Source organism: Mesorhizobium sp. LCM 4576, assembly GCF_001854815.1.
Taxonomy (GTDB): domain Bacteria; phylum Pseudomonadota; class Alphaproteobacteria; order Rhizobiales; family Rhizobiaceae; genus Mesorhizobium; species Mesorhizobium plurifarium.
In genome coordinates this window covers 17,893-43,738 of sequence record NZ_MDDT01000029.1, presented here as the reverse complement: position 1 = coordinate 43,738, position 25,846 = coordinate 17,893, and the positions used below count along the sequence as shown (strand labels likewise).

Below are 25,846 nucleotides of genomic sequence, written 5' to 3'. Positions count from 1 at the left end.
GCAGACTGACGGTAGGCGCCTCCTTTGGYTAGGTCTRCCCTGAATAACAGATGCTAGCGCGTTCTCTTGCTCTGCCTGCGCGATAGCGGTTGCAGCCCATGGCGGGCCGCCGGTCGCCGCGTTTTTCTGTGACGATCGGAATCAGAGCGTCCGGGCGCAGTTTGAGCATGTCTGCGATGAGTTCCCCTCAAGCCTCGCAGATCGGTGTGCGACACCGGCCCCGCGCCCTTGCCGGGGCGTGGGTTCCTCCGTTGGGTAGCGGAGGCCGGGGCCATGGAATTCCGGCCCATCTCGTTCACTGAAAGGCGTATTTGTAGACGATCCGACTCTGCTCGTCCGTCACTCTGACCCAAAGTTCTTCATTTGCTCGGATTCGCACTGCCCGCCCGGTTGCACGAGATGCCGCCGCAGCGGCGCTGTGCGCGTGGACCGACTGCCTGGATGTGACCGCTTCCCCAGCCACCACTTCAACCACGTATTTCTTCATCAAACATGGTTACGCCCACGACCGCCAATGGCGGAATAAGATTTGACGCAATTGCGAGAAAAACCCCTTTATCTCGCCCCGTTGAGCATCAGTTTTGCACTTGGCGCTAGAGTGCCTTAGCCGGACGAGGCACCGACGTCCGTGGGAGGACCGCTCTCAGTTATAAGCGTACTTGAACGTCGTAAGTGTCGCCTGATCCGTGACCCGTACCCAGAAACGCTCATCACGCCGGCCACGTACAACCTTGCCCGTGATTTTCGTCGCCGCCTCCCAGGGCGTCTCCGCCTCAGYGACTTGGCGCGCCACAACCACCTGGCCGRCTATTTGTTCAACCCTGTAGATCTTCACTGTCTGCATCGCTCCGGGACCATGATCCTAACTTGGCCGGGACGGCTTGTTCCGGTGGGTTCCTCGCGACCAGCGACTGCCACGTCGGGCCGGATCGACCTCATCGGCGTTGCGTCCTGCGGCACCAGGGTTGAAGAGAACCGTGCTGTCGGCGCCATCCCCATTCCGGAGCTTGGAACACTCGCACGGGCGGTAGGTTCGATAGACAAATTGAAGGTTGAGAAGCATCAGTTTAGTCCGGGAGAACGCGACGTGACCGAGACGGGAGAGAACGCGATGGATCAATCAAAGACATGATCGTTCTGGTCACTGGCGCTTCAGGTCTGATCGGCGCGACATTGTGCGCGCGCCTTGGGGCGGAGGGGCACGAGGTAGTCCGGGTTGTCCGTCGCCCCGCAGTGCATGGCCTTCTTCAGGGGYGAACCATCGTCGTCGATATGGCGAAGGCCTTGGAGGCGGAAGACTGRCTCACACACCTTGTCGGGGTCGACGCCGTCGTGAACTGCGCGGGCGTGCTGCAGGACAGCCCTCGGGAGAATACCGGCAACGTCCATGCCATCGGCGCCTCAGCCCTCTTTGTTGCCTGCGAACGCGCCGGCGTTCGAAGGGTTCTCCATTTCTCCGCGATCGGTGTCGACCGGGAACAGCCTTCAGCTTTCTCGACCAGCAAGCTGGCTGGAGATCATGCTTTGATGGAGCGTGATCTCGATTGGGTAATTCTGCGGCCTTCGGTGGTGCTCGGCCGGCCAGCCTTCGGCGCAAGTGCTCTTTTTCGCGGGCTCGCTGCCCTGCCACTGCTGCCGACAATGCCCGGCACCGGCCTTCTTCAGGTCGTGCAACTCGACGACGTCGTCTCCACTGTTTTGACCCTGCTGGGCAGGGGTAGCCCGTCGCGCCTGACGCTTGAACTCGCAGGGCCGGAAGCATTGACCATGAGCGAAATTGTCGCCCGCTACCGCGAGTGGCTAGGGTGGGGGAGGGCGACGGAGTTTGTACTGCCCGGTTGGGTCGCTGCGATGCTTTATCGGTCCGGTGACCTGGCGGGCCTCCTCGGCTGGCGGCCTCCAATGCGGACCAACTCCGCCAGGGAAATCGCGCGCGGCGCTACCGGCGCCTTGGGACCGTGGCAGCTTGCAACGGGAATTCAGCCGTCCACTGTCGCGTCCGCCCTGGCCGCCAGCCCTCCCACCGTGCAAGAACGCTGGTTCGCCGCGCTCTACTTGGTGAAGCCGGCGGCCTTCGTGGTTTTGCCGTTCTTCTGGATCGCGACCGGCATCATTTCGCTCACCACGGGTTGGGGCAGCGGGGTCGAGCTTCTCCTCGGCACCGCCTTCGAGGCGTTGGCCGGTCCTGTTGTTGTCGCAGGGGCGTTGGCCGATATGGTTGTCGGCRCCATGATCGCATGGCGCGCGACAAGCCGGGCAGGGTTGTGGGGGGCCATCGCAGTCTCGTGCTTCTATGCAATTGCGGGAAGTATTCTGCGCCCGGACCTGTGGAACACGCCCCTTGGCCCATTGATGAAAATCCTGCCCATACTCGTCTTGCACTTCTGCGCGCTGGCGATCCTGGAGGAACGCTGATGCTCTACTTTGTGCTGAAATACTTGCACGTCATCGGCGCTGCCGTGCTGCTCGGCACGGGCGCCGGCATTGCATTCTTCATGCTCCTTGCCCACCGGACTGGCAGCGCCGCCACGATTGCCGCCGTGGCCCGCATCGTCGTCGTTGCCGATTTCCTGTTCACCGCCACCGCGGTCATCGCCCAACCGATAACCGGGGCCGCACTGGCCTGGCAATCAGGCTATTCGCTCGGGGAGGGCTGGATCGTGCTGTCGATCCTGCTCTACGTCGTCACCGGGCTATTCTGGTTGCCTGTGGTGTGGATGCAGATGCGCATGCGGGATCTCGCGGCGGRGGCCGCCACCGCGGGCATTCCGCCGCCCAAGCGATACAATCAGCTCTTTCGGCTTTGGTTCGCTTTCGGGTTTCCGGCATTTGCGTGCGTAGCCGCGATCTATTGGCTGATGATCACACGGCCCGCAATCGAGTTGTTCCGAGTTTACTGCGCGCGGTAGACAGGCAACTGCCCCGTCCAGCGCCCAACGCTGACCAACATCCAGCGCCGCGGACGCCAGCTACTCGAAACTTCGGCGAAGGTGGCAAAGAAGGCGGTTCCRCCGTCAGACGCTGACGGGTAGCCGAAACAGGTCGGCAGAGGCCAATCGGCCCTAACCCTATTTTTTCTTGCGCGCGGCCGCCTCGGCTTGCGCAGGCGCCTCCTTGATACTCGCTGCGCCGCCCATGTCGCCATTCTTGGTCCGTCCTGCTCCCGGCCCGGCACCTAGATCCGCGCCTGTGGTCGGGTCGGAGGAGGGGTCTGAGAGCGTCCGCTCGCCCATTTTGGTTACGACCTTCATGTCCTTGGCCGCCAGCTTGACAGTTGCTGTCCCATCGCCGTCGTCCGCCGGCATGACTTCTTCAAGATCGTCCACGCGGTCCCATTCGTCTCCCGAATTCCAAGGCCCATTCGTGTCCCCTTCACCTTGGGACGTGTTGACGTACATGCTTGCAAATTTCGCAATGCCGGGGAGCTTGCCGGTGGGGAAGTTGTTCTCGATCGCGTAGAGCGCTTTCTCAAACGGTTTTTGGTGCGCGATCTCGCGCGTCATGAGGAAGCCCAGCGCGTCCTTGACGCCGGGATCATCGGTGATGTTGATCAGTCGCTCATAGACGATCTTGGCGCGTGCCTCCGCAGCAATGTTGGACCGCAGGTCGACTGTAGGTTCACCGCGGGAATCAATGTAGGCCGCAGTCCACGGCACCCCGGCCGAGTCACACAACGCAGGTGCGCCGCCGAACAGGATGGACTCTTTGGCCGTCGTGCCGCTGGCGCCGACCATCAAGTAGAGCTCGGCTTCTTTCATCTGTCCCTCGGCCAGCTGCGCCTTCAGGCCTTTGTTGAGCATGGTGACAATTGAGCCGACGACTTCGAGATGGCTGAGTTCTTCGGTCGCTATGTCGAGCAACATGTCCTTGCGGYCGACATCGTCCTCACCCAGCCCTTGGGTGAAATAGCGCATCGCGGCGGCAAGCTCGCCATCGGCGCCGCCGAACTGCTCCATGATCATGCACGCCAGCCGCGGATTGGGCTCCGAAACACGGACGGTGTATTGCAGGCGCTTGTTGTGCATGAACATGAGGCTTCCTCCAAGGGTTGACCTTCTCTAACCGGCCGCCTCCTGGAATGTTCCTCCGGAAAAATAGAATTGCTTAAATGGGCCGTTTTTTATCCGCCGCGCCACGTGGGCGTCGCGTGCTCATTCTGATCAGTCTTGCACGCCAATTGCTGCAAGATGATCTTATGTAATACTTGAGTGCGGTGGGCCGGGACGGTCAGAGCGCGCCGAGGCGTCGTCGCGTCAGTCGGGCCTGAAGCAAGACAACGACCAGGAGGAACAGCCCTCGGATCACTGATTGCCAGTAGGCTGAAAGCGAAATCCATCCCATTCCGTTCTCAAAGTTCAGAACATTGAAAAGGATGCCGAGCAGGAGCACGCCGGCTAGCGTGGTAACAACCGAGCCCGAGCCACCGGTGAGCAACGTCCCGCCGACCACGACGGCTGCGATAGCGAACAATTCCCAGCCGACTCCTTCAATGGGCTGTCCGGCCCCGAACTGCGAGGCAAGGATGACGCCGGCGAGCCCCGCCAGTCCTCCGCTCGCGACATACACCAAAAACTTCACACGATCGGTACGCAGTCCCATGAGGCGCGAAGCATCCTCGCCGCCGCCGACTGCCAACACTGCGCGTCCGGTGCCGGTGTAGTTCAAGACCAGGRAACCGAGGAGATATGCCACGACCGCGATGGCCGCAGGGATCGGAAACGTCCACAAGTTACCCTGGCCGATGGCGGTGAAGCCCGATTCGTAGGAGACCGATACGGTCTGGTTGCCCGCAAGCAGAAGGGCCGAGCCACTGGCGGCCTGCATCGTGGCGAGGGTGGCTATGAACGGCATCAGATTGGCGCGTGTGACAAGGATCGCATTGATGAGCCMGGCRACCAGCCCTGCGCCTATTMCGGTGGYGAGACCCGGCACGATGCCATAAGGGCTGGCCAATGCCGAGGCTACGCTGCCCAAGGCGGCAACGGAGCCGACGGACAGATCGATCCCCCCTGTCATGATGACGAAGCACATGCCAAGTGCCACCAGCGCGAACATGGAATTGTAGCGCAGGAGAGTCATCACATTGTAGAAGCTGAGAAACCGATCATAACGCAGGAACCCGAACAGAACGAGCGCAGCCAGGGCGATCAATACGCCGTAGGTGCCAATGATGCGGACCAGGCGGACGCGATTCATGAGGCTACCCGCGATGCTGCTGCTGCAGCCACACGGCGAGCGCGATGATCCCCGCCTTGACGACCAGGGCAGCGGCGTCGGGCACCCCGTTTGCGAGAAGTGTGTAGCGCACCAGTTGAATGGTAAGCGCCCCTAGCAGGCTACCGATGATGGTGGCCTTGCCGCCACTGAGCAGGGTCCCGCCCACGGCAACCGCCGCGATGGCGTCGAGCTCCATGCCAAGCCCGACCAGATTGGCGTCGCTGGAGGAGTTGATGGCAATCACGATAAGCCCGGCCAGCCCGGCGCAAAGGCCGCTAATGCCATAGACCGCAATCTTTATCTTGGAGACTGCTATACCYRCGAGTTCAGAGGCCTTTTCATTACCGCCGACCGCCAATATGCATCGCCCGAACAGCGTTTTTTTCAACGCCCATGCAGCCGCCGCGACAATGACAGCCATGATGATGACTTGCGCCGGGATGTCCAAGGGGCGAGCAAGGCCGATCCATTGAAATTCCGGTACGCGGAAGGTCTGCAGGTTCCCGTTGGTCATCACCTGAGCGATGCCGCGGCCCGCGATGAACAGAACCAGTGTCGCGACAATGGGCTGGATGCGGAAGCGGGCGACCAACCAGCCATTGAACAGTCCAAGCAGCCCGGCCACCAGTACCGAGACGAGCATCGCGGCAGCCACGCCCAGGTAGATGTTCCCGATCGGTAGGATCTTGCCCATGAAGATCATCGGTGCCAGCGCACCCGAAATAGCCATCAGAGAACCGACGGAGAGATCGATGCCGCCGGTGGCTATCACGAGTGTCATTCCGACGRCTACGATGACGATCGTGCAAACCTGAGTGAGGTTGACGTTCAGCGTCTGCATTGTCGCGAAATTACGCGTGAAGGCGAGGTTGAACGCAACCAGCAGAACCAGCGCGATCACGGTCCCGTAGCGCGACAAAAAACCCAAGAGATCGAAGCTGCGCGCGACGGCATCCCGATCCGCGTATGACCTCGGCAGCTCGGTCACGTCGCGGCCTCCGACGAAGCGCTCGTCCCATGCGCCATTGCGGTCAACACTTTTTCTTCGTTGGCGGCTTCAGCTTCCAACTCGGTCACGCTGATCCCATCGCGCAGAACGAATATCCGATCCGCACCTTCGATGATTTCCTCCAGTTCCGACGAAATCATGAGCACGCCGAGGCCCTGGTCTGCAAGTCCAYGGATCAGACGCTGGATCTCGCCCTTGGCACCCACATCGATTCCCCTTGTCGGCTCGTCGAGTATGAGCAGCTTCGGGTTCATCGCCAGCCAACGGGCAAGCAGCACTTTCTGCTGGTTCCCACCCGAAAGCTCTCGCACCTTCTGATTGGGGCCGGAACATTTTATGCCGAGCTCGCGGATGAACCGCTCGACGATTTCGCGCTGTCGCTGCTCGTCCAGTACGCCGTTGCGACTGATTTTCGGAAGCAACGCAAGGGTGAGATTTTCTGCCACCGTCATCTCCGGCACGATGCCTTCGCTCTTCCGGTCCTCAGTGCAAAAGCCCATGCCGGCGACGATCGCGTCGGCGGGACGCTCAGGATTGTAGGCAGCGCCTTCCATCGTCATCTCGCCGGCGTTCGCGCGATCGGCTCCGAACACGAGCCTTGCGGTTTCTGTGCGACCTGCGCCCAGTAGGCCTGCAAAGCCCGCGATCTCGCCGCGCCGGAGATCGAAGCTTACATCGCGGACCGCCTGCCCGGCCCTGAGCCCGCGGGCCGAAAACATCATATCCCCGATCCTAGAGCGGTCGCGCTCGCCGAAGGCTGTGGCGTGCCCCTCGACAGCCGCGACATCGCGGCCAAGCATAGCTGCGACAAGTTCCAGCTTGCCGATCTCTTCCATCGCGGCGCTGCGCACAGTGCGGCCGTCGCGCATGATYGTGACCTGGTCGCAGACCTCATACAGCTCATCGAGCTTATGGCTTACAAAAATGACGGAGATCCCTTCGGCCTTCAACTGACGAATGACGCTGAACAGCACTCCCACTTCTCGTTCGTCGRGGGACGAGGTCGGCTCGTCCATAACGACAAGGCGAGCGGAGAACCCTATGGCCCGGGCGATTGCCACCATCTGCTGTGTTGCGGTGTTGAGTTCACCCAGCGGCCGGMGAACATCGATGCCAATGGAGAAGCGGCTCAGCAGGCCCTCGGCTTCCGCGTGCATGGCATTCCAGTCGAGCAGGCCGTAGTGGCGCTTTTCCCGGCCCAGGCAAATGTTCTCCGTCACCGACCGCAGCGGGACCAGGTTGATCTCCTGATAGATCGTGCTGATGCCGTTGACTTGTGCATGGTGGGGCGAGTGGACCTCAAAAGGCTTGCCTTCGAACAGCACTTGCCCGGCATCCTTGCGGTGGTACCCGGTCAAGACCTTGATCAGCGTCGATTTGCCCGCGCCGTTCTGGCCGATCAGGGCATGGACCTCGCCTGAGCGCACGCAAAGCGACGCGTCCACCAGCGCGGGTATGCCGGCGWAGCGCTTTTGGATGTCGCGCATGTCGAGAAGCGGGGAGGGCCCGTCCGGCGGCCGCGTCATTGGCAAAGCTCCGAAAAGCCTCCCCGCCGAGGCGGGGAGGCAGTTTTAACCAGAAGACTTCAGAACGCGGTACCAATCTTATCCTTTGCGTTCGTGCCGTCGTAGAAGTCGTCGTCGTTCTTGATGAAAGGCGGGATTTGCTTCCCGGCGGCATAGTCGGCCATCGTGGCGAAAGCCTTGGGCCCGAAAAGCGGGCTGCAGCCGCAGATGGCGCCGATCTTGCCGTCGACGATTGCTTGCACACCGTCCTTTTCGCCATCGATCGAGACAATCAGCACGTCTTTTCCCGGCGTCTTGCCGGCCGCCTCGAGGGCCGCGATCGCGCCGAGTGCCATCTCATCATTATGGGCATAGATGATATCGGCTTCGGGATGCGCCTGCAGCAATGTCTCGGCCACCTGGCGGCCCTTGTCGCGGGCGAAGTCGCCCGACTGTGAGGCGACAATCTTGAACTCCGAGTGCTTGGCGATGATGTCGTCAAAACCCTTCTTGCGATCGTTGGCTGGCGAGGAACCGGTGGTGCCTTCCAGCTCGATGATCTTCGATTTTCCATTGGCATTCTTCACCACCCATTCGGCAATGYGGTTGCCTTCATTGATGAAGTCGGAACCGATGAAGGTGACGTAATCCTGTCCAGGCTTGGCCATGGTGTGGTCGACATCGCGGTCGATGAGGAAGACCGGGATGCCGGCATCACGCGCGGCCAGGATGACTGGCACCAGCGGCTTGTCCTCGCGCGGAGGCAGGAAAATCGCATCGACCCCCTGAGCGATCATGGAGTTTACGTCGGAAGCCTGCTTGGCCGAGGATCCGGCGGCATCAGTATAGACGAGCTGATGGCCGAGCTTTGCCGCCTCGTCCTGCATGCTTTTGGTTTCAGCCAACCGCCATGGATTGTTGCTCTCGGTCTGGGCGAAGCCAACCTTGTATTTGTCTTTCTTGGCGAGCGGCGGCAGCGCGGCGAAGGCGCGTGATGCGAGGGTAAGAGCGGCCACGCCGACGGCGGAGCCTACCAATAATGTCCGACGGGTAATGATCATGCTTTCCTCCTTGGTTGTCGCGTTTTGACGACGTTGAATATTCCTCGCCTATGCGGGCCAGGTCAGCTCGCTTGCAGGCGCCCCCTCGATTGGGTCACTGCGCCCGCTTCCAAAATGAAGTCGGCGCAGCGATCGCCCAGCATCATGGCGGGTGCAGCGGTGTTGCCGGCATTGATGTTAGGACAGACTGACATGTCGGCAACGCGCAGGTTCTCTATCCCGCGCACCCGCATGGCCGCGTCCAGGACGGCCATGCGATCGGCGTCGGAACCCATGCGGCACGTGCCGGCCGGATGGTAATTCGTTTTGACAAAACGCTTGCAGTGCTTTTCCAGCGCCTCGTCACTGAGGTCGTCTTCGCTGGGAACGGCTACAGCCTTGATGCGGTCCGCCAGAGGCTTCGCGTGGAATGCCTTCAGGAAATAGCGCTGGCCGGCAATCATCTCCTTCATGTCGTCTTGGTGTTTGAGCAGGTGAGGGGAGACGACCGGCAGGTCATCTGGATCTGCCGAACGCAGCTTCACAAAGCCACGGGACTTCGGCTTGACGACCACGGTTGTCACCGTGAGGCCGTAGGTATTCTCCACCAGGGTGAGGATATCGCGGTCCAGGTAAACATGTGGCACGCAAAATGCCTGGATCGTCGGTTCGCCGTCCGGATCGGCCGGATTGACAAAAGCTCCAGCCTCGACCCCCGCGGACAGGATCGTGCCGGCGCCGAACAGCTTGAAATGCAAGCCGTTCTTGATCATCCGCCAACCCTGGCCCTGCTTAAAGTAGCCATAGGGCCCGTTCATCGTGGCGATGATGGGCACTTCTGGATGGTCGATCAGATTCTGGCCTACGCCCGCAAGGTCGGCCACGCAGGCGATGTCGTGTCTGGCAAGGTCATCGGCCGGGCCAATACCTGACAGCATCAGGAGTTTCGGGGTGATAAGTGCGCCGGACGAGACGATCACATCGGCGTCGGCATAGGCCTGGTGTTCTGTTCCGGATTGGTCAGTGTAGATCACACCCTTTGCGCGCTCGTTCTGGACCAGCAGGCGCCTCGCGGCGGAATTCAGCCTAAGCGTCAGCCTGGGATCATTCGCCAATGGCTCGATGAAGGCATAAGCCGCGCTGCTGCGCTTCCCGCGCCGGTTCATGAACTGATAGAAGCCCACTCCGCGTTGCGACGGTCCGTTGAAGTCATGATTGTAAGGTAGTCCGACGCGCTGCACCCCCTGCACGAACCAACGCGAAACGTCATCGATGTGACCGGGGTCGGAGACGAGCAGCGGTCCCTCGCTGCCATGCAAGTCGCCGTTTAGGCGATTGTTGCCCTCCATGCCCGTGAAGTGGGGCAGCACAGCCTGCCAATTCCAGCGGACGCCGGCATTGTTGCCGCGCAGCAACTCATCCCATTCGTCATAGTCCGAAGCGCGGCCGCGCATATAGACCTGGGCGTTGACCGAGGTGCCGCCGCCCAAGACGTTGCCCTGCGAGATCTCGTGTTGACGGCCATCCAGATGCTGTTGCGGTTCAGTGCGGTAATAGCGCATGAACTTCGAGCCGTTGATCATCTTGAAGATCCCCGGCGGCATATCGAGCAGCGGGTGGTGATGCGAATGTCCAGCTTCGAGAAGCAGGACCCGCCGTCCTGCTTTCACCAGCCTCGCCGCGACCACGCAACCCGCTGCTCCACCCCCCACCACGATATGATCGTACGTCTGCGTCATTCCCGTCGGTCCTCCCGCGGACCCTCACTGCTTTCAAATGTGCCACGGACATACTCCCAAGCCGCGGAAAGATGATTGAGCAGCGCCCGCTCGGCGCCATCTGGATCTCGCTCGATGATCGCCATGCAGATCTCGCGGTGGCTCAGGAAATTGATCCGGTTGCGCTCTGGTGATCGGGGCATGCTCATCCAATGCGGCGACAGCCATGCGGTGAAGGCCTTGTGCACCGCGGGCATCACCGGGTTGCGCGTGATCTGGTAGAGCACGGCGTGGAAGGCTACGTCGGTGGCATAGAATTCTTGCGAATCCGGTATCGCCGCCTCGTTCATCTCGAGCGCCGATCTGAGAGTGGTCACGTCATCCTTGCGCGCATGGATGGCGGCGTTGCGCGCAAGTGCGGCCTCAAGAAAGACCCGGGTATCGTAGAGGCTCTTCACTCCCGCCTGAGCGCTTAGCAGGTGGCCGACAACACCTTCCAAAGCGCCGAGCGCCGCGTCCAGTCCCGGCCGGYGCACCACCGGGCGAAAGCGGGGACGCGCTTCGACAAGGCCGYGGCTCGCCAGGCGAGCGACCGCTTCACGCACGACACCGCGGCCGACGCCGTACTCGGCCATCAATTCGCGTTCGGCCGGCAGGAAGCTGCCGTCACCGAGCTTGCCGGAGGCTATGTCCGCTTCGATTCCGGCCACCATGGCGTCCGCGGCGCGCGCAGCGCCGCTCGTGGCCCGCGTTCCAAGATGCTGTGATGTACTTAACAAGCCGTCCTCCACGTCACGGATTCATTAATGCGCAGATCGGACCAAAGCACAAGGTCCGACGAATTATCATCGGACCAAATGCATCAAAAATGCCAAGCCGGTTGCGATCTGCTCGTCTGAGTGCAATTATGGTATGACGAAAAATAGATCGAGGGACGAGCCTCGCAATGGGCGATACAATAATCACGGATGTGAGGGTTCGGCTTTTCCGCGTGCCGCTGCGTGAGGTGATGACCGACGCCAAGCATGGTGCTCACACGCATTTCGAACTCGTGACAGCGACCATTAGGCTGGCGGACGGCAGCGAAGGAACTGGCTACACTTACACTGGCGGCAAAGGGGGGYACGCGATCGCGGCCATGATGGTGCACGATCTGGCGCCCTTCCTGAAAGGACGAGACGCGACCGGGATCGAGGCGCTCTATGACGGGATGTTATGGYACATCCATTATGTCGGGCGCGGGGGCATCGCGTCCTTTGCGATTTCTGCGCTCRACATAGCGCTCTGGGATCTAAGGGGCCGGCGCATCGGCCGGCCGCTCTGGGAAATGGCCGGCGGAGCCGGCAAAACAGCCAAGGCATATCGCGGCGGCATCGATCTGAACTTCTCGCTCGATCAGTTGCAAGCGAGCATCGACTCCTATCTTGCCGCAGGGTTCAACGCCGTGAAGATCAAGGTTGGCAAAGATGATCTCTCCGAGGATGTCGCCCGCGTAAAGGCCATCCGCGAGCGCATTGGGCCACATACCCCCTTCATGGTGGACGCCAATTATGCGCTCGACATTGATAGGGCGATCGAGGCGGCGAAAGCATTCGCGCCTTACGATCTGCTGTGGTTCGAGGAGCCTATCATACCGGATGATTACCGGGGCTACGCAGCCATTGCCGAGGCAACCGGCATGCCGCTGGCCATGGGCGAGAACTTGCATGTCGTCGAGGAGTTCGAGCATGCCTTCGCTTGGTCGAAGCTGTCCTACATCCAGCCCGACGCGTCGAACTGCGGCGGCATCACAGGTTGGTTGCGGGTGGCMGAGCTTTCCCGCAAGGCCGGAATTCCGGTGTGCAGCCACGGCATGCAGGAGTTGCATGTCAGTTTGGTCGCGGGTCAACCAAACGCTGGTTGGGTAGAGGCTCACAGCTTCGATATCGACCTGTACACCACTCATCCGCTCAGGTTGCAGGATGGGTTGGCAGTCGCCCCGGACGAACCAGGCATTGGAGTCAGCTTTGATTGGCGTAAGCTGCTTCCTTTTGAGGAGAAGGTCTAGTCCAGAGAATGCGCTCAGCGGGCACAGCGATATCGGCGCATGGCCTTRCCCCAACTTCTGATGCGTCAATGCATGTCTTCGCCGCCAGAGCCGTGCAAGAAGGACTGGATCTCATCCATGTCGATCTTCCCGTCGCCATTCTGGTCAATTGCAGAGAAGATGCGCCCGACGGCGTCCTGAACCTCGTTCTCAGACAATGATCCGTCGCCATTCGTGTCCAAAAACGCGAACATCAGTCGCATTCCGGCGCCGCGCATCATCATGCGCGGGCCATGGTGCCCAGCCATCCTGTGCTCGCCGGACGGGCCGCCATAACGGTCTTTATTCCAGGGAGCGCCATGATGATCAGCATCGTCCTGGGCGTTGTCATACTCTTCTCGACGATTGTTGGCCAAGCCGGAGCCTCGATCCTGCTGCATCCTCTCTTGGATCGCCTGGTCAATCATCTGGCGGATCATTTCACGTGTTGGACCGCCTGCTTGCCCGTTCACATCCGGCAACTGCCCGGCGCCAGGCTGTTCGGTCGCAGGCGTCGGCGCAGGDCTTCCGCTCGTCTGGGCGAGAGAAGGGAGAGTCGCGAATATGAAAACGGCGGCCGCAGTCGCCRCGCAGTGGGGGAATTTCATGGCATGCTCCATTTGATTGGACGTGGTCTGCCTCAAGTTGCCCAAACGGGAGGCCTCTTGGATTGTTCCGGCCCGCGTTGTGCGTCACGATGAAGTGACTCGAGCCGACTTTTTCGACCGGAATAACTTCCGCCGCCGCGCGATAATCTGGAGATGCTCCGCATTCGGCCAGCTCAGCGCTGGTGCAGAGACACCCTGGATTACTTGGAACAATGAAGCGGCTGCCACGTCGTGTGGAATGCATTCTCATCGGTCGACCAGCCACTCGCCCACACCTTTCTTCACCGTCGGGCATTCGAACCGCACCCTCGAGGAATTCATCGATATTCTTCAGCAAGGGCAGATCGGCATCGTCGTCGACGTGAGGCGTCTGCCCGGATCCCGCGCCTACCCGCAGTTCGGCAGCGAACGCCTGGCAGCTTCACTCGCGGAGGCGCAGATCGGCTATGAAATTGTGGCGCCGCTCGGCGGGCGGCGCGGCAAGGTGGACGGGGTGCCGCCCGAAACGAATGGCGCTTGGAGAAACCGAAGCTTCCACAATTACGCGGACTACGCGCTGTCGGCACAATTTCGAGGCGGACTCCATCGCCTGCTCGCGCTGCGGCCGCGTCGCTGCGCGATAATGTGCTCGGAGGCGGTCTGGTGGCGATGCCACCGCCGGATCATCGTGGATTATCTTCTCGCACATGGCGAACAGGTTTTTCACCTCATGGGCAACGGCCGGATCGAGAAGGCCGAACCGACACTTGGTGCGGTGCTTCGAGACGACGGGTCAGTGATCTACCCGTCGGGGGCCGCGAGCTGAAAAAAGGCAAAGGCCGAGGCAATAATGGATTCCATGCGCGAGCGGCTTATCCGCCTACGCCGATCCAGGCGGGTGCGTGATCGCTGGGCTTTTCCCGCCCACGGGTCTCGACATCGACGCCTGCAGCTTGGATCGTCTGCGCAAGTAATGGCCTTATAAGCAAGTGATCCATGCGCAGGCCTGAGCTTCGGTCGTAGCCGCCGCGATAGGAAAAGTTCCAGTAGGTGTATATGCCTTTGCCGAGGAGGATCCGTCGCATCGCCTCCACCCAGCCTAGGTTCAGCATGCGAGCGTAGACGTTCCTGCTTTCCGGGAAGAAGACCGTCGCCCAACCAACGCGGAGGCACTCGCGTTGCTTTGCCGAGCCGTAGTCATCGAGCGAGGGAACGCTCGCCGACAAAGTGAGCGGTGTTGTCAAAGCCGCGACCGACAGGACCGAGGCGCCAGAAGCTCTCCGTTTCGGATCCGGCCTCGTCGCGGAAATCGCAACCGGATCTCACATTCAAGGAACAACTCACGTCACAAGCGGTTCGGGCGGTGTCAAACCGATGGAGACGCTGAAATGGCTGAATCGCGCGAATGGCTTATCCAATGGTTGAGGGACGCTCACGCAATGGAGGAACAGGCCGAGACCATGCTGTCGGGCCAACTGAGCCGGATAGACAGCTATCYGGAACTCAGCGAGCGAATTCGCAGCCATCTGGAAGAAACGAAGGAGCAGGCGAGGCGGCTGAAGACCTGCCTGGATGGCCTGGATGAGGGGTCGTCCATGTTGAAGGACGCAGGCGGCAAGCTGACCGCCACGGCGCAGTCGATCAGCGGTGTGTTCGCTGGCGACGAGGTCATGAAAGGCTCGCTCGCGAGCTACACGTTCGAACATATGGAAATCGCGTCCTATACGATCCTCATCGCCGCGGCCAATGCGGCCGGCGAGTCCGAGATTGCCCGCGTGTGCGAAGAGAACCTGCGCGAAGAGGAAGCGATGGCCGAGTGGCTGGAGAGCAACCTGCCGCAGGTCACCCAGACCTTCCTGACGCGCGCGGAGGCGGACAGCGACAGCGCCAAGCGCTGACGTAGATATCGATTAGAGCGGGTCGCCGTTCACGCGGCGAACCGCCTTATCTTCGGGGCATTCTGAGGGGACGCCTGTGTTTCTTGGTTCCTCAAACGAGCGGCCCGATGGTCGCGTCTGCTTTTTCATCATGGCACCGAAGCGCCCTTGGACGCGGCTTGCGATCTCGCTTTGCTTACTATCTCAATGCGTAGAGATAGGCCGCGATATCGCGCGCCTGCTGCTCCGTGATCCTCGTCGACGGCATGGCGGTGTGCTGATTGATTTCCCTTGCCGAACGGATCCAGCGGATCAGGTTCTCCGGATTGTTCGCCAGCACGCCCCCGATATAGACGCGACCGGCGAGGCTGCCGTCGAGGCGCGGCCCGACCTGGCCCTGCGCCCCGGGCACGCCAGGAATCGTGTGGCAGCCGGAACAGCCATTGGCGGTCATGATCGGAACGGCGCGAGCGCCCACGCCGCCGGTCGCCACATCCGACTCGTGYCGAACGCGCTCACGCCGGTCAATCCACAAGCCCGCCGCCGCGATTGCGATGGCTAGCAGCACGACACCGACGATCACGCCGCTGAGCAGCTTAGCCAGGTCGGAGCGCATGCGCCGCCTCCCTCGTTCCGCTGTTGCTTATCCAAAGGCCGGCGAGGAGCAGGGCGGCTCCGCCGTAGATCAGCCCGGCCGGCACCCACATGACCAGCCCCGCCAGTTGCTGGTCCTCGAGCGGGCTAAGCCCCCACAGCGCGGCGCCGGAGGCATTTTCCGGGTACCAGAGTCTTGGCGAGACCAGCAGCAGGACGCCGAGCAAGCCGGTGTGCAGCGAGGTGAAGAACAGATGCATGACGGAAATGCCATAGGACTGCTGGTGCCCGGAGCGGGGCAGAAGCACCCACCAGAACAGCAAGCCGGTGCCGAGGAAGCTCGCATGCTGGGCATAATGCAGCGCGCCCTGCTGCAGCGCTGCGTCGAACAGCACCGGAATATGCCACATCCAGATCGCTATTCCATGAAGGATCGTCGCGCTGAGCGGGCGAGCGGCGAAGGTCCAGAGCGCCTGCAGCATCTTGCCGTGGGTGAGCTTTCCCGTCCGTCGGCGAACCGTAGCGGGCAATGCCCACATCAACGCCGCGCCGGGGCAGGCGGCGACAAGAAGCGGGGCCGCCACGGCCATCAGCAGCTCGTGCTCGATCATGTGGGCAGAAAACACCCGCTCGCCGAGCGCATGGATCGGGCTGACCAGCGCTCCCGTCAACACACCCCAGCCCGCCGCGAACAACAGAGCGTGTCGCAACCGCTCAGGGCGACCTCGGCTGCTGCGACGCCATAGACGGCTCGCGCCGACCGCATAGACAAACGCAATGGCTGCCAGGGGGAGCGTGATAGGAAACGCCAACGTCCATCCGGCCTCCGGCGCACYGGCCCCGTAGCAGATCGAGGTCGAGAAGAAGGCGTCGAAGCTCATCGCAGGCACTCGTCGAGGATGAGCGCGGCGCTACCCTGCATGATGATGACGAGGGCAAACAGCGGTGCCGCGAGCATGCCCAGATCGGCGACGAAACGCTCGGTATTGCGCGTGCGCTCGGGCTTGAAGGCGGCACCGCCTTGCCGCTTGGCCCGCCATGATAGCGCGCCGCCCAGCAGAGAAAATACGGCCAGCAACAGCGCCAACGGGAGCACCACCTGCAGCTGGCGATTGCATTGCCAATGCACGAGCGAATAATTCAGCTGCGTCGAGATTGCCCAGGCCAGTGGCCCCGACAACAAACCACCCCAGGACATGCCCAGCCGCAGCGCGCGCATCTCAGCCTAACCTCGGTAGCCAGTAGATGAGCAGGTAGATCGGAATCCAGGTGAGGACCACGAAATCCCAGTAGAAAACATTGTCGCCGACATCGCCGAACCGCCGGCCRCTATAGCCATGGTGTGTAAACATCAGCACCATCAGAACGATTGTGTCGCCGACATCGGTGATCAGATGCGTGGTGTGGAGACCGAGCAGCACCCAGAGCATCGAGCCGTAGGCGTTCGTATCCCAGTAGATGTTCAGCGCCGGAAACTCGAACCAGCGCACGATCAGCGGCGCTAAGCCGAGCAGCGACATCACCACCATGCCGATCCGCACGGGCCGCATGGCGCATTGCTTGGCGTAGCCGTTGAGGATGTGGTTGGGCACCAGACTGACGATGAGAAGCAGCGTCACGATCGTTCCCGGCCAATGGTTTGGCTGCGGAGCGCTTAGCCGCCAGTTGGGCCACAAGGTCGCGAGATAGAGGTAAGCGCCGGCGGCGAGCGCAAAGYCCGTGCCTTCCAGCGCCATGAAGCCGAGCGTGCCCCACCAGGTCGGGCTGCGCGGGCCATGTCCAAAGGTCGGGAGCGCGGAAAGATCCAAGGCAGGACGCTGGTTCATTCCTCGTCCTCCGGATCTCCCTTGGGCCAGAACCAGCCGATCAGCGTGACGGCGATCGGCGCGGCGCCCCAGACGATCGCCCAGGGCGTGAAGATCGAGTAGAGGAAGGTGCCGCCGACGGCGATCGCCGCCAGCAGCGGCCAGATCGACGGCGTCGCCGATTTCTCGCGGATGTCGGGATGGGCTTCCGCCACCGTCGAGATCAGCAGCTCGCGTACGTCGGCGCGAAGCCCGGTCGCCACGGGAAGCGCCTGGGGTTCGGCCCAAAGCGGCTCGACATTCGTCACGACCGGAATGCGCGCGAAATTATAGCTGGGCGGCGGCGAGGAGGTCGCCCATTCAAGCGTGCCGGCATCCCAGGGATTGTCGCCCGCGGGCGCGCCCTTTAGCGCGCCGTGGATCAGATTGAAGGCAAACAGCACGAAGCTCAGGAAAAAGAGCACCGCGCCGGCGGTGATGAAAAGATTGATGTTCCCCCAGCCGAGCTCGGCCGGATAGGTATAGACCCGGCGCGGCATGCCCCACAGGCCGACGATGTGCATGGGGAAGAAAGCCGCGTTGAAGCCGATCAGGGCGAGCCAGAAATGCCAGCGCCCGAGGCGCTCGCTCATCATGCGACCGGTGATTTTGGGGAACCAGAAATAAGCCGCGCCAAGCAGCGGAAAGACCGCGCCGCCGATCAGCACGTAGTGGAAGTGAGCGACGACGAAATACGTGTCGTGCACCTGCAGGTCGAGCGGCACCGAGGCCAGYATGACCCCGGTGAGGCCGCCGATCACGAAGATGAAGAAGAAGCCGAAGACGAACAGCAGCGGCGTGCGGATCACCGGCCTGCCGTCCCAGAGAGTCGCCAGCCAGCAGAAGATCTGAACGCCGTTGGGGATGGCGATCATCATGCTGGACGCTGTGAAGAAGCTGGCGCCGAGCTTCGGCAGCCCGGTCGCGAACATGTGGTGAACCCAGAGGCCGAACGACAGGAAACCGACGGCGATCAACGAAWGGACCAGACCGAGATGGCCGAACACCGGGCGCCGGGCGAAGGCCGGGATGATGGCGGAGACCATGCMCGTTGCCGGCAGGAAGATGATGTAGACTTCGGGATGGCCGAAGAACCAGAACAGGTGCTGGAACAGCAGTGCGTCGCCGCCTTCGGCCGGGTTGAAGATGTGCGTGCCGACGAGCCGGTCGAGGATCAGGAAGGTCGAGGTGATCATCACGGCCGGCATGGCGAAGACGACGACGAAGGACGTGACCAGYAGCGACCAGACGTAGAGCGGGATCTTGTCGAGCGACATGCCGGGCGCACGCTGCTTGAATATGGTGACGATGGTCGCGACGGCGACCGCGAGCGAGGACACCTCGGTATAGGTGATCATCTGCGCCCAGACATCGGCGCGCTTGCCGGGCCCGTATTCCGGCCCGGACAGCGGCACATAAGCGAACCAGCCGACATCCGGCGCCATCGAGAGGGCGAAGGACACCCAGGCGAAGAGGCCTCCCGAGACATAGACCCAATAGCTGAAGGCGTTGAGGCGGGGGAAGGCGATGTTGCGGGTGCCGACCATCAACGGCACCAGGTAGATGCCGGTCGCCTGGACGATGGGCACGGCGAACAGGAACATCATGGTGACGCCATGCATCGTGAAGAGCTGGTTGTAGAGATCCGGGCCGATCAGGCCGCGGCGCGGGCCCGAGAGCTGGATGCGCATGACCACGGCATTGAGGCCACCCAGACACAGAAAGAGGAAGGCGGTGATCAGGTAGCGGCGTGCRATGACCTTGTGATCGACGCTCGACAGCGCCCCGATGATGCCGGGAGGCGTACGCCACGTCCGCGCCAGCCAGCGATGCAGGGTTGCATCATCCATGCCGGTGTCGCGCGGTCCGTCGCGTTCGGGTGCGATATCACCTTTGCCGGACGCCTGGTGCTCCTGCGGCAGATCGCGTTCGCTGGTAAGATCCGCGCTGCTCATTTCAGCCCCTCGAGATAGGCGACGATGGCGTTGAGTTCGTCGCCGCTGAGATCGACCACCGGCATATGCGAGCCGGGCTTCACGCCCTGCGGGTCGGCTATCCAGGCAGCGAGATTGCCGCGGYTCATCGTCAATGTTCCGGCCGCGAGCGTCTGCCTGCTGGCAACATGGGTGAGATCGGGCGCGACGGTTCCGCCCGCGGGCGTGYCGCCGATCTTGTGACACATCACGCAGGGCCGTTTCAGGAAGRGATCCTCGCCGGTCTTGGCCTCGTCGCTTGTGGGCGCGGCGGCCGRCTGCAGCTGGTCGTTCCACCAGGCGTCGAATTCTGCGCGCGGCTCGGCGATGATGAAGGTGCCCATGTTGGCATGCTGCGCCCCGCAAAACTCGGCGCATTGGCCCCGGTAGACGCCGGGCTTGTCGGCCTTGATGTCGAGCACATTCATATGGCCGGGGATCAAGTCGAGCTTGCCGGACAGGCTCGGGACCCAGAAGGAGTGGATCACATCCGTGGAGGTGAGAAGAAGCCGCACCGGCTCGCCGGCGGGAATGTGAATCTCGTTCGCCGTGGTGAGGATGCGGCTCGGCGTGGCATCCTCGTAGCGCACTTCCCACCACCATTGGTGACCCGTGACGCGAATGGTCAGCGCGGCGTCCGAGCCGATCGCCGCAAGCGTCCTGTTGGCGAAGAAGCTGAGCAAGGTGAGCCCGATCAGGATCACRGCGGTCAGACCGACGGCGGTCATCACCACGCGCAGCTTGCGATTGTCCGCACCGGCGTCGAGCGCAAGCGGCCCGGCACGTTGCCGCGAGCGCATCATCAACGGCACGGCAAGGGCGGCCATCACCAGCACCCACACCACTGCGCACAGGCCRGTGAAGAACCAGATCAGCCATGCCAACTCGCCTGCTGCCGGGCCCTTCGGGTCGAGAGCCGATTGCCAGCCCGCGCAGCCCTGAAGAAACAGGGCGATTGCCGTGGCGAACGCAATCGAGGCCWAGCGTTTCACGGCGACTTCCCCAGCGTGGCGGCATCCGGCATGCGGTTTTCCGAGGGGTGCGCCATCATGTCGTCATTGCGCGACGGCGCAGCGGAGGAGGGCGCGTTGCCGCTCAGCGAGCGAACAAAGACCGCAAGCTCCCAGATCTGGTCGTCCGGGATCTTGTCGCGGAAGCTAGGCATGCCGTTCGGGCGGCCGTCGCGGATGGTTGCATGGATGCTTTCCATCGAGCTGCCATAGATCCACTTTGCGTCCATCAGAGCCGGGCCCATGCCGCCACCGCCATTGGCATGACACCCCGAGCAGTTGAACCAGCCGAACAGGCGCTTGCCTTCGCTCAGATGAAAGGCATTGGCCTCGAAGCTCGCCGCCTTATTGTCCGTCGGGGRGGGCCGCTGTCCGCCGGGCTCCAAAGTGGTCACCGGCGTCGGCTGTTCGCCGGAGCCGAGCGCCGATTGCGGGCGCGTGTCCCGCTCCTCGCGCTGGCATGCCGCCAGCGCTAAAACCGCAACGAGAAGCACGGCGACCATGGGCCTCATCGCATCAGGCCCCCGGCCATGTCGAGACGCGGCACGCCATATTGCGCCAGAATCGCGTCGATCTCGGACTTGTGCCTGGCGAGAGCGCTGTTCACATCGCTGCGGAGCGCATCGTCCTCGCGCCGAAGGCCCATCGAGATGTCGTACATCAGCGGCAATTGCGGCCCGTCGATGCGAGGTGTGACCGGCGTGATCCTGAGCGGCACCTTCTGCTTCTGGGCGAAATAGCCGGCGAGCGGGCCCCAGACCACCGCGAGATCGATCTCGCCGCTCGCCACCGCTTCGACGATACGTGCCGGCGGATTGGGAGCGGAGTAGTCGCCATAGACCGGGTAGCCGATAAGATGCCCGACGATGCCGCGGCGCCCAAGCGCCTGGACAGGAGGCGAGTTGGCGCCGTCGTCCCCGATGAGCTGAACGCCGATGCGCAAGCCGCGCAACCTCGGGTCGTTGAAGGAAGTCACGTCGGGACTGTCCTGGCGCGTCACGAAGACATAGGAGGACCGGTAATAGGGCCTGGTGGTGCGCAGCATTTCGAGGTTGGTCGGCGTGCCGGGCACGAGGTCGCAAAGTCCCGCCTTCAGCGTGTTGCGTACGAAACCGCGGCGCTGCGCCCACCAGGTGTAGGTCAGCTCGGCGCCGAGATCGTCGGCAATGATTTGCGCGATCTTGTTCTCGAAGCCCTGGCCAGCCGCGTTGGAAAAGGGCAGATTGTTCGGGTCGGCGCAGACCCTAAGCTCACGAGCGCCGGCGGTCGCCGGCAAGAGCAGCAAGGCAAGCGCGGTGATGCCGAGCGCGACCCGCGGGAACAGCTTCCGTGCCGCGCTGTGAATCAAGCCGAACACATCAGGGCAGACGGAACACATAGAGCGTGCCTCCCGCCGTGGTCGCGTTTTTCAGGTCCTTCATCGCATTGACGAAACCGAGCGCGGCGGTGGCATCGCGCGGGTCGAGGTCGCCCGAAACGATGGCRCYGGCCCAGCCGCCGACGCCGGACAAAACGGCGACATATTGGTGGCCGTCAGGGCCGCGATAGGTGATGGGTTGGCCTATGATGCCGGACGAGGTCTTGAACTGCCAAAGCAGCTCGCCGGTCTTGGCGCTCACCGCCTTGAACCAGCCTTCCATAGTTCCATAGAAGACTACGTCGCCGGCGGTCGCGACGGCGCCGCTCCACACCGGGAAATTCTCCTTGAGGCTCCAGGCAGGCTTTTCGGCGGCGATATCCCAGGCGGTGAAGGCGCCGCGATTGCCGCCCGGGCCAGGGATCATTCGCACGTTCATCCCCACATAGGGCGTGCCGGCGATATAGTTCACCTCGACGCCTTCTTCGTCCATGCACAGATTGTTGTGCGGGATGTAGAGCAACCCGGTCTTTGGCGAGAAGGCGGAAGGCTGCCAGTCCTTGAGGCCCGAGGCGGTGGGGCAGATGTCGCGGATGACCTTGCCGGTGCCGGTCAGCTTGTCCGGGTTTTYGATCAGGCGGCCGGTCTTGAGATCGACGCCCTTGCTGGAATTRACGGGGCCATAAGGTTTCGCGGACAGAACCTCCCCCGTGGTCCGGTCGAGGATGTAAAGGTAACCGTTGCGCTCGGGGCGGACCAGCACCTTGCGCGGCTTGCCCTGCCAGTTCAGGTCCAGCAGGACCTGCTCGTTGATACCGTCATAATCGTGCAGGTCGTGCGGGCTCCATTGATAAAACCACTTCGCCGCCCCAGTGTCGGCGTCGCGCGCAAAGATTCCGGATGTCCATTTGTTGTCGCCAGGCCGCAGATCCGGATTCCAGGGCCCTGGATTTCCGGTGCCRTGGAAGATCAGGTTRAGGTCCGGATCGTAGGAAATCCAGCCCCACATGTTGCCGCCGCCGATCTTCCAAGCTTCGGGCGGCCATGTCGTGACGCCGAGGTCCTTGCCCTTGTCCATGTCGTAATGCGGCTTGAAGTCGGGCCCGATCAGCACGTCTTTGTCGGGCCCGGTATTGTAAGYCRTCCACACGACATGACCGTCGCCGGCGTCGAGCGCCTTGACCCAACCGCGAACGCCCATCTCGCCGCCGGAATTGCCGACCAGCACTTTGCCCTTCACCACAAGCGGCGCCATGGTGATGGTCTCGCCGATATTGATATTGCCGATATGGGCGTTCCAGATCGGCTGCCMGCTGTTCGCATCGAGCGCGATGGTGTGGCCGTCGAGCGTGTTGAAGAAGAGGCGCCCGTCCGCAAAGGCCGCGCCGCGGTTGACGACGTCACAACAAGCAACGCCTTGCGCGGCGGGTTCAGGATTGGGCTCGTATTTCCATTTCATCGGCGCGCCGGGTTTGGAAAGGTCGAGCGCGTAGACGATGTTGGGGAACGGCGTCACGATGTACATGGTGGTGCCGACGACCAGCGGTGCGGCTTCCTGCCCCTTGTTCACTCCGGTCGAAAAGGTGAAGGCGACCTGCAGGTTCTTGACGTTGCCTTCGTTGATTTCCGCGAGCTCACTGTAACGGGTCGAGGCGTAGTTCTTGGCCGGCATTCTCCATTGCCCGTCATCGGGTGGCGCGGCCGCGGCGGGCGGAGAGATCGCGGGCGCAAGCGGAGCTTCCGAAGCGGCTGTCGGCAAGGGGGCGCACACCAACAGCATCGCTGCAAGAACACCCACGAAATGTTTTCGGGACGCCGCTGGGCTATCGACGCGTGCCAAGTCACTGCAGGATGCTGCAGCTTGCATTGCTCGCTTCATTTTGGCGCCGCGCCTCCGACTCCCGCGCCGAGTTCCGCCGCAATGTCTGCCTCGTGCCCGGCACAAAGCGGGTGACCCCAGCCGGAGGCGCTCTTTCCGCCGGGATCGAGATCATAGATGATGGCATCTTTGCGGTTGGGATTGACGCCAGCTGGAACCTTGTCGAGGCCGAGGGCTGCCCGAACTCGCCAGGCGACGTTATGATCGGCGCAGGAGGAATCTCCACTCACGCCGAGCGCCCCGACGATTGTTTTGCCGTCGTACAGGGCCAAGCCTCCGCCGAACACGACGACGCCTCCGATCGGCTTGCCGATCAGCGGGTCGTTGGCGCTTCCAAACGTCTTGGGATCGCCCGCGTAAGCCGCTGCCTGGTTAACGGGGTTGGTGGCCTGCAGGCCAAATAGCGGACCGCCCGGCTGGACGCCGGCATAGAGATTCGCAGTCGAAAGCGCCATGGTCGCAAGACTGAGCCCATTGGYGGTGTTGGCTTTCTCGGCCGCGATCAGCCGGCTACCGGRCCACTGCGCATCAACCGTGGGGCCACTGAAGGCAACGGCACAGACGGTGCCGTCGCGAGCGACCAGTGCCGCCCATTCATTGGTTTCGAAGCCGCCATTCGCCGGACCGCCGCTCGCCTTCACATTTGCCTTTACGGCCGAGAGCAGCTTGTCGTGATCGGCTGGACAGGGGGCTTGGGCGCCAGCCGCGTTCTGATGCGTCAAGCCAACCGCCAAGACCAGAAGGCCCAAAGCTAGCAACGAAGACCGACGATGAGCCATGATCCGGAAACGTTTGTTGATGTTACCAAACTGCCAATCGGCTGCTTTGTTCCTCCTTCGTGAAAGCTTCGTAGCCAATCAACTCCGCTGTTCAGAAGGGCGACCGAGYAGCGGATTCAGTTTGGATCGCCCGCTGTATCGCACGCATCGGCGACAGATCGGATCATGGCGTTCGCGGGCCCGACCGTGTTGGCAACGGAGGCTGCCTTGCAAGGATGATCCAGACCTGTTTGASAGGTGAATATTCCCCGAACCTTCGCATTCCGATCGAGATAAGAGCGCGTACATTCCCTGATGCAGATTATCCCAGCCTCGCGGTCGCTAAGATTGGTAACGGGAAACTGGGCGGGTTCTTGCAATCGAACAACAGGTTGGCAGTAGCTATCCTGGCCGAAGAACACGACGCCGGCGGCGCAAGATAGCTGGCGTATCGGCAGTAGCTTTTCCTGCGAAGGAAGGCGGCCACCACACTCGAATTCGCGAACACTCGCCTCGCCCAAATCGCACTTTGCCCCCGAGGCAAGTCAGCGAGGCTCGAGCCGCGGTTACCTGTTTGGCGTTAGAGGAGCCACCAAACATCGCCACTGCCTTTTTGATCATGCCTCCAACTGAAACCCAAGAACATGTTCAATTGCCGGCAAAAAAGGGAAGGTCATATACAGCTCCGAGTTGCCTCTTGGAACAACGATGTTGGMGCATCGTTTGGTGGCAATGGAACAGCTTCGTTCAGATTTCGCGGCATTGGCGCAGCCGGGCTATTGGATCGCCCTCGCACTTCTCGTCATCCCTTATGGAGTGGGTGTACTCTTCCTGGTAAGGATTTGCCACCCTGTGTGATTGCATGTGTGGTGCGGTACTTCAACGCGCGGACCTTGGTCAGGATGTTGATCTGGTAGACGGGAGTGTTCTGCGCGAGATCGCTGACTTGGGTGGCGACGACGAAGGAGAACAGCGAGACCGCTGCAAAGGCGCCGGCGAGGCTGGCGATGACCGCGGCCATGCGGGGAATGCCGAGGCGTTTGAGCCATGAAACGACTGGGCGATGGCGAAGGCCAGGAGCACCGCACCGGCGATCGGCAGGAACACCTCGCGCCCGAAATAAAGCGCGGCGACGGTGATGACACGCTCGCCACGGTCGGCAGGGCCGTGCGCGGATGGCCCCTGGAAGCGGCGAGCAGGCTCGCGAGCCCATTACGACGATTGGCCRCCACCATCGAGCCTCCATTCTGTCTGGCGCTGATCCGAGATATCTCGCCCGCGTGCAGCGCGCCCCGGCTCGGTCGTTTGCAGATGCCTATTCTAGTAAATAGCTTGGATCGTTGTTGAGCCGAGGAAGCAATTTGCTGGATAGGCCTGTGGCGCCTCAGCTCTGCAATCCCGCTTACCTGCGAA

26 protein-coding genes are annotated in these 25,846 nt (G+C 62.1%); 6 read left to right on the top strand and 20 right to left on the bottom strand.

Translation table 11 applies throughout. From position 1 onward, the window contains the following. Positions 1 to 1,128 precede the first annotated feature (1,128 nt). Complete coding sequence (locus LCM4576_RS18960) at positions 1,129 to 2,415, top strand: SDR family oxidoreductase (RefSeq protein ID WP_071033806.1); 1,287 nt, start codon at positions 1,129 to 1,131, stop codon at positions 2,413 to 2,415. Next, positions 2,415 to 2,909, top strand: a complete 495-nt coding sequence (locus tag LCM4576_RS18955; protein WP_071033804.1) for a DUF2269 family protein — start codon at positions 2,415 to 2,417, stop codon at positions 2,907 to 2,909. The genes LCM4576_RS18960 and LCM4576_RS18955 overlap by 1 nt, the downstream gene beginning before the upstream one ends. 159 nt (positions 2,910 to 3,068) lie before the next feature. On the opposite strand, the gene LCM4576_RS18950 is transcribed toward LCM4576_RS18955, so the two are convergent. From LCM4576_RS18950 to LCM4576_RS18920, 7 genes are all read right to left on the bottom strand, one after another. Continuing rightward, on the bottom strand, positions 3,069 to 4,031 hold the full coding sequence (locus LCM4576_RS18950; protein ID WP_071033802.1) for a manganese catalase family protein: 963 nt from the start codon (positions 4,029 to 4,031) through the stop codon (positions 3,069 to 3,071). A gap of 196 nt (positions 4,032 to 4,227) precedes the next feature. After that, positions 4,228 to 5,196, bottom strand: coding sequence for an ABC transporter permease (locus tag LCM4576_RS18945; RefSeq protein ID WP_071033800.1), 969 nt, complete (start codon positions 5,194 to 5,196; stop codon positions 4,228 to 4,230). Between the two features lie 4 nt (positions 5,197 to 5,200). Further along, positions 5,201 to 6,196, bottom strand: coding sequence for an ABC transporter permease (locus tag LCM4576_RS18940; RefSeq protein WP_071033850.1), 996 nt, complete (start codon positions 6,194 to 6,196; stop codon positions 5,201 to 5,203). Between the two features lie 5 nt (positions 6,197 to 6,201). Beyond that, positions 6,202 to 7,752, bottom strand: a complete 1,551-nt coding sequence (locus LCM4576_RS18935; RefSeq protein WP_071033798.1) for a sugar ABC transporter ATP-binding protein — start codon at positions 7,750 to 7,752, stop codon at positions 6,202 to 6,204. Between the two features lie 59 nt (positions 7,753 to 7,811). After that, positions 7,812 to 8,792 carry an ABC transporter substrate-binding protein gene (locus tag LCM4576_RS18930; RefSeq protein WP_071033796.1) on the bottom strand — a complete coding sequence of 327 codons (981 nt, stop codon included), beginning with the start codon at positions 8,790 to 8,792 and terminating at the stop codon, positions 7,812 to 7,814. Between the two features lie 62 nt (positions 8,793 to 8,854). Continuing rightward, on the bottom strand, positions 8,855 to 10,510 hold the full coding sequence (locus LCM4576_RS18925; protein WP_071033794.1) for a GMC family oxidoreductase: 1,656 nt from the start codon (positions 10,508 to 10,510) through the stop codon (positions 8,855 to 8,857). Next, a complete protein-coding gene (locus LCM4576_RS18920) occupies positions 10,507 to 11,202 on the bottom strand; it encodes an FCD domain-containing protein (RefSeq protein WP_083361429.1) in 696 nt (231 codons plus the stop codon). Before LCM4576_RS18920 ends, LCM4576_RS18925 begins: the two co-directional genes overlap by 4 nt. Before the next feature lie 233 nt (positions 11,203 to 11,435). On the opposite strand from LCM4576_RS18920, the gene LCM4576_RS18915 reads away from it, so the two are divergent. Next, the gene (locus LCM4576_RS18915; protein WP_071033792.1) at positions 11,436 to 12,536 is read left to right on the top strand and encodes a mandelate racemase/muconate lactonizing enzyme family protein; all 1,101 of its coding nucleotides are present in this window, start codon (positions 11,436 to 11,438) and stop codon (positions 12,534 to 12,536) included. A gap of 65 nt (positions 12,537 to 12,601) precedes the next feature. Here the strand turns inward: LCM4576_RS18915 and LCM4576_RS18910 are convergent, their stop codons facing one another. Then, complete coding sequence (locus LCM4576_RS18910) at positions 12,602 to 12,994, bottom strand: EF-hand domain-containing protein (protein WP_244510841.1); 393 nt, start codon at positions 12,992 to 12,994, stop codon at positions 12,602 to 12,604. 406 nt (positions 12,995 to 13,400) lie between these two features. Between LCM4576_RS18910 and LCM4576_RS18905 the strand changes: the two genes are divergently transcribed. After that, complete coding sequence (locus LCM4576_RS18905) at positions 13,401 to 13,967, top strand: DUF488 family protein (RefSeq protein WP_071033791.1); 567 nt, start codon at positions 13,401 to 13,403, stop codon at positions 13,965 to 13,967. A gap of 46 nt (positions 13,968 to 14,013) precedes the next feature. Here the strand turns inward: LCM4576_RS18905 and LCM4576_RS37010 are convergent, their stop codons facing one another. Next, positions 14,014 to 14,385 carry a hypothetical protein gene (locus LCM4576_RS37010; RefSeq protein ID WP_071073211.1) on the bottom strand — a complete coding sequence of 124 codons (372 nt, stop codon included), beginning with the start codon at positions 14,383 to 14,385 and terminating at the stop codon, positions 14,014 to 14,016. Positions 14,386 to 14,529: 144 nt separating this feature from the next. Here LCM4576_RS37010 and LCM4576_RS18895 point away from each other — a divergent pair, with 144 nt between their 5' ends. Then, the gene (locus LCM4576_RS18895) at positions 14,530 to 15,039 is read left to right on the top strand and encodes a ferritin-like domain-containing protein (protein ID WP_071033788.1); all 510 of its coding nucleotides are present in this window, start codon (positions 14,530 to 14,532) and stop codon (positions 15,037 to 15,039) included. Between the two features lie 178 nt (positions 15,040 to 15,217). On the opposite strand, the gene LCM4576_RS18890 is transcribed toward LCM4576_RS18895, so the two are convergent. The 11 genes from LCM4576_RS18890 to LCM4576_RS37640 all read right to left on the bottom strand — a co-directional run bounded on the left by LCM4576_RS18890 (position 15,218) and on the right by LCM4576_RS37640 (position 25,454). Further along, complete coding sequence (locus tag LCM4576_RS18890) at positions 15,218 to 15,634, bottom strand: cytochrome c family protein (protein WP_071033786.1); 417 nt, start codon at positions 15,632 to 15,634, stop codon at positions 15,218 to 15,220. Next, the gene (locus LCM4576_RS18885; RefSeq protein ID WP_071033784.1) at positions 15,615 to 16,493 is read right to left on the bottom strand and encodes a cytochrome c oxidase assembly protein; all 879 of its coding nucleotides are present in this window, start codon (positions 16,491 to 16,493) and stop codon (positions 15,615 to 15,617) included. Before LCM4576_RS18885 ends, LCM4576_RS18890 begins: the two co-directional genes overlap by 20 nt. Then, positions 16,490 to 16,831 carry a hypothetical protein gene (locus LCM4576_RS18880; RefSeq protein WP_071033782.1) on the bottom strand — a complete coding sequence of 114 codons (342 nt, stop codon included), beginning with the start codon at positions 16,829 to 16,831 and terminating at the stop codon, positions 16,490 to 16,492. Before LCM4576_RS18880 ends, LCM4576_RS18885 begins: the two co-directional genes overlap by 4 nt. Before the next feature lies 1 nt (position 16,832). After that, positions 16,833 to 17,438, bottom strand: coding sequence for a cytochrome c oxidase subunit 3 (locus LCM4576_RS18875; RefSeq protein WP_071033781.1), 606 nt, complete (start codon positions 17,436 to 17,438; stop codon positions 16,833 to 16,835). Next, positions 17,435 to 19,411: a cytochrome c oxidase subunit I gene (ctaD, locus tag LCM4576_RS18870; protein WP_083361428.1), complete on the bottom strand. Its 1,977-nt coding sequence runs from the start codon at positions 19,409 to 19,411 to the stop codon at positions 17,435 to 17,437. Before ctaD ends, LCM4576_RS18875 begins: the two co-directional genes overlap by 4 nt. After that, positions 19,408 to 20,421 carry a cytochrome c oxidase subunit II gene (gene coxB, locus LCM4576_RS18865; RefSeq protein ID WP_071033779.1) on the bottom strand — a complete coding sequence of 338 codons (1,014 nt, stop codon included), beginning with the start codon at positions 20,419 to 20,421 and terminating at the stop codon, positions 19,408 to 19,410. The genes ctaD and coxB overlap by 4 nt, the downstream gene beginning before the upstream one ends. Next, entirely contained in the window at positions 20,418 to 20,951 is a 534-nt protein-coding gene (locus tag LCM4576_RS18860) for a c-type cytochrome (RefSeq protein WP_071033777.1), read from the bottom strand. Before LCM4576_RS18860 ends, coxB begins: the two co-directional genes overlap by 4 nt. Further along, positions 20,948 to 21,817: a substrate-binding domain-containing protein gene (locus LCM4576_RS18855; RefSeq protein ID WP_083354800.1), complete on the bottom strand. Its 870-nt coding sequence runs from the start codon at positions 21,815 to 21,817 to the stop codon at positions 20,948 to 20,950. Before LCM4576_RS18855 ends, LCM4576_RS18860 begins: the two co-directional genes overlap by 4 nt. Then, positions 21,798 to 23,576 carry a methanol/ethanol family PQQ-dependent dehydrogenase gene (locus LCM4576_RS18850; protein ID WP_274534973.1) on the bottom strand — a complete coding sequence of 593 codons (1,779 nt, stop codon included), beginning with the start codon at positions 23,574 to 23,576 and terminating at the stop codon, positions 21,798 to 21,800. The genes LCM4576_RS18855 and LCM4576_RS18850 overlap by 20 nt, the downstream gene beginning before the upstream one ends. Before the next feature lie 95 nt (positions 23,577 to 23,671). Next, positions 23,672 to 24,454, bottom strand: coding sequence for a heme-binding protein (locus LCM4576_RS18845; RefSeq protein WP_071033774.1), 783 nt, complete (start codon positions 24,452 to 24,454; stop codon positions 23,672 to 23,674). A gap of 781 nt (positions 24,455 to 25,235) precedes the next feature. After that, positions 25,236 to 25,454, bottom strand: a complete 219-nt coding sequence (locus LCM4576_RS37640; protein WP_071033772.1) for a hypothetical protein — start codon at positions 25,452 to 25,454, stop codon at positions 25,236 to 25,238. A gap of 26 nt (positions 25,455 to 25,480) precedes the next feature. Here LCM4576_RS37640 and LCM4576_RS37635 point away from each other — a divergent pair, with 26 nt between their 5' ends. Next, on the top strand, positions 25,481 to 25,780 hold the full coding sequence (locus LCM4576_RS37635) for a hypothetical protein (RefSeq protein WP_320411863.1): 300 nt from the start codon (positions 25,481 to 25,483) through the stop codon (positions 25,778 to 25,780). Positions 25,781 to 25,846: the final 66 nt, after the last annotated feature.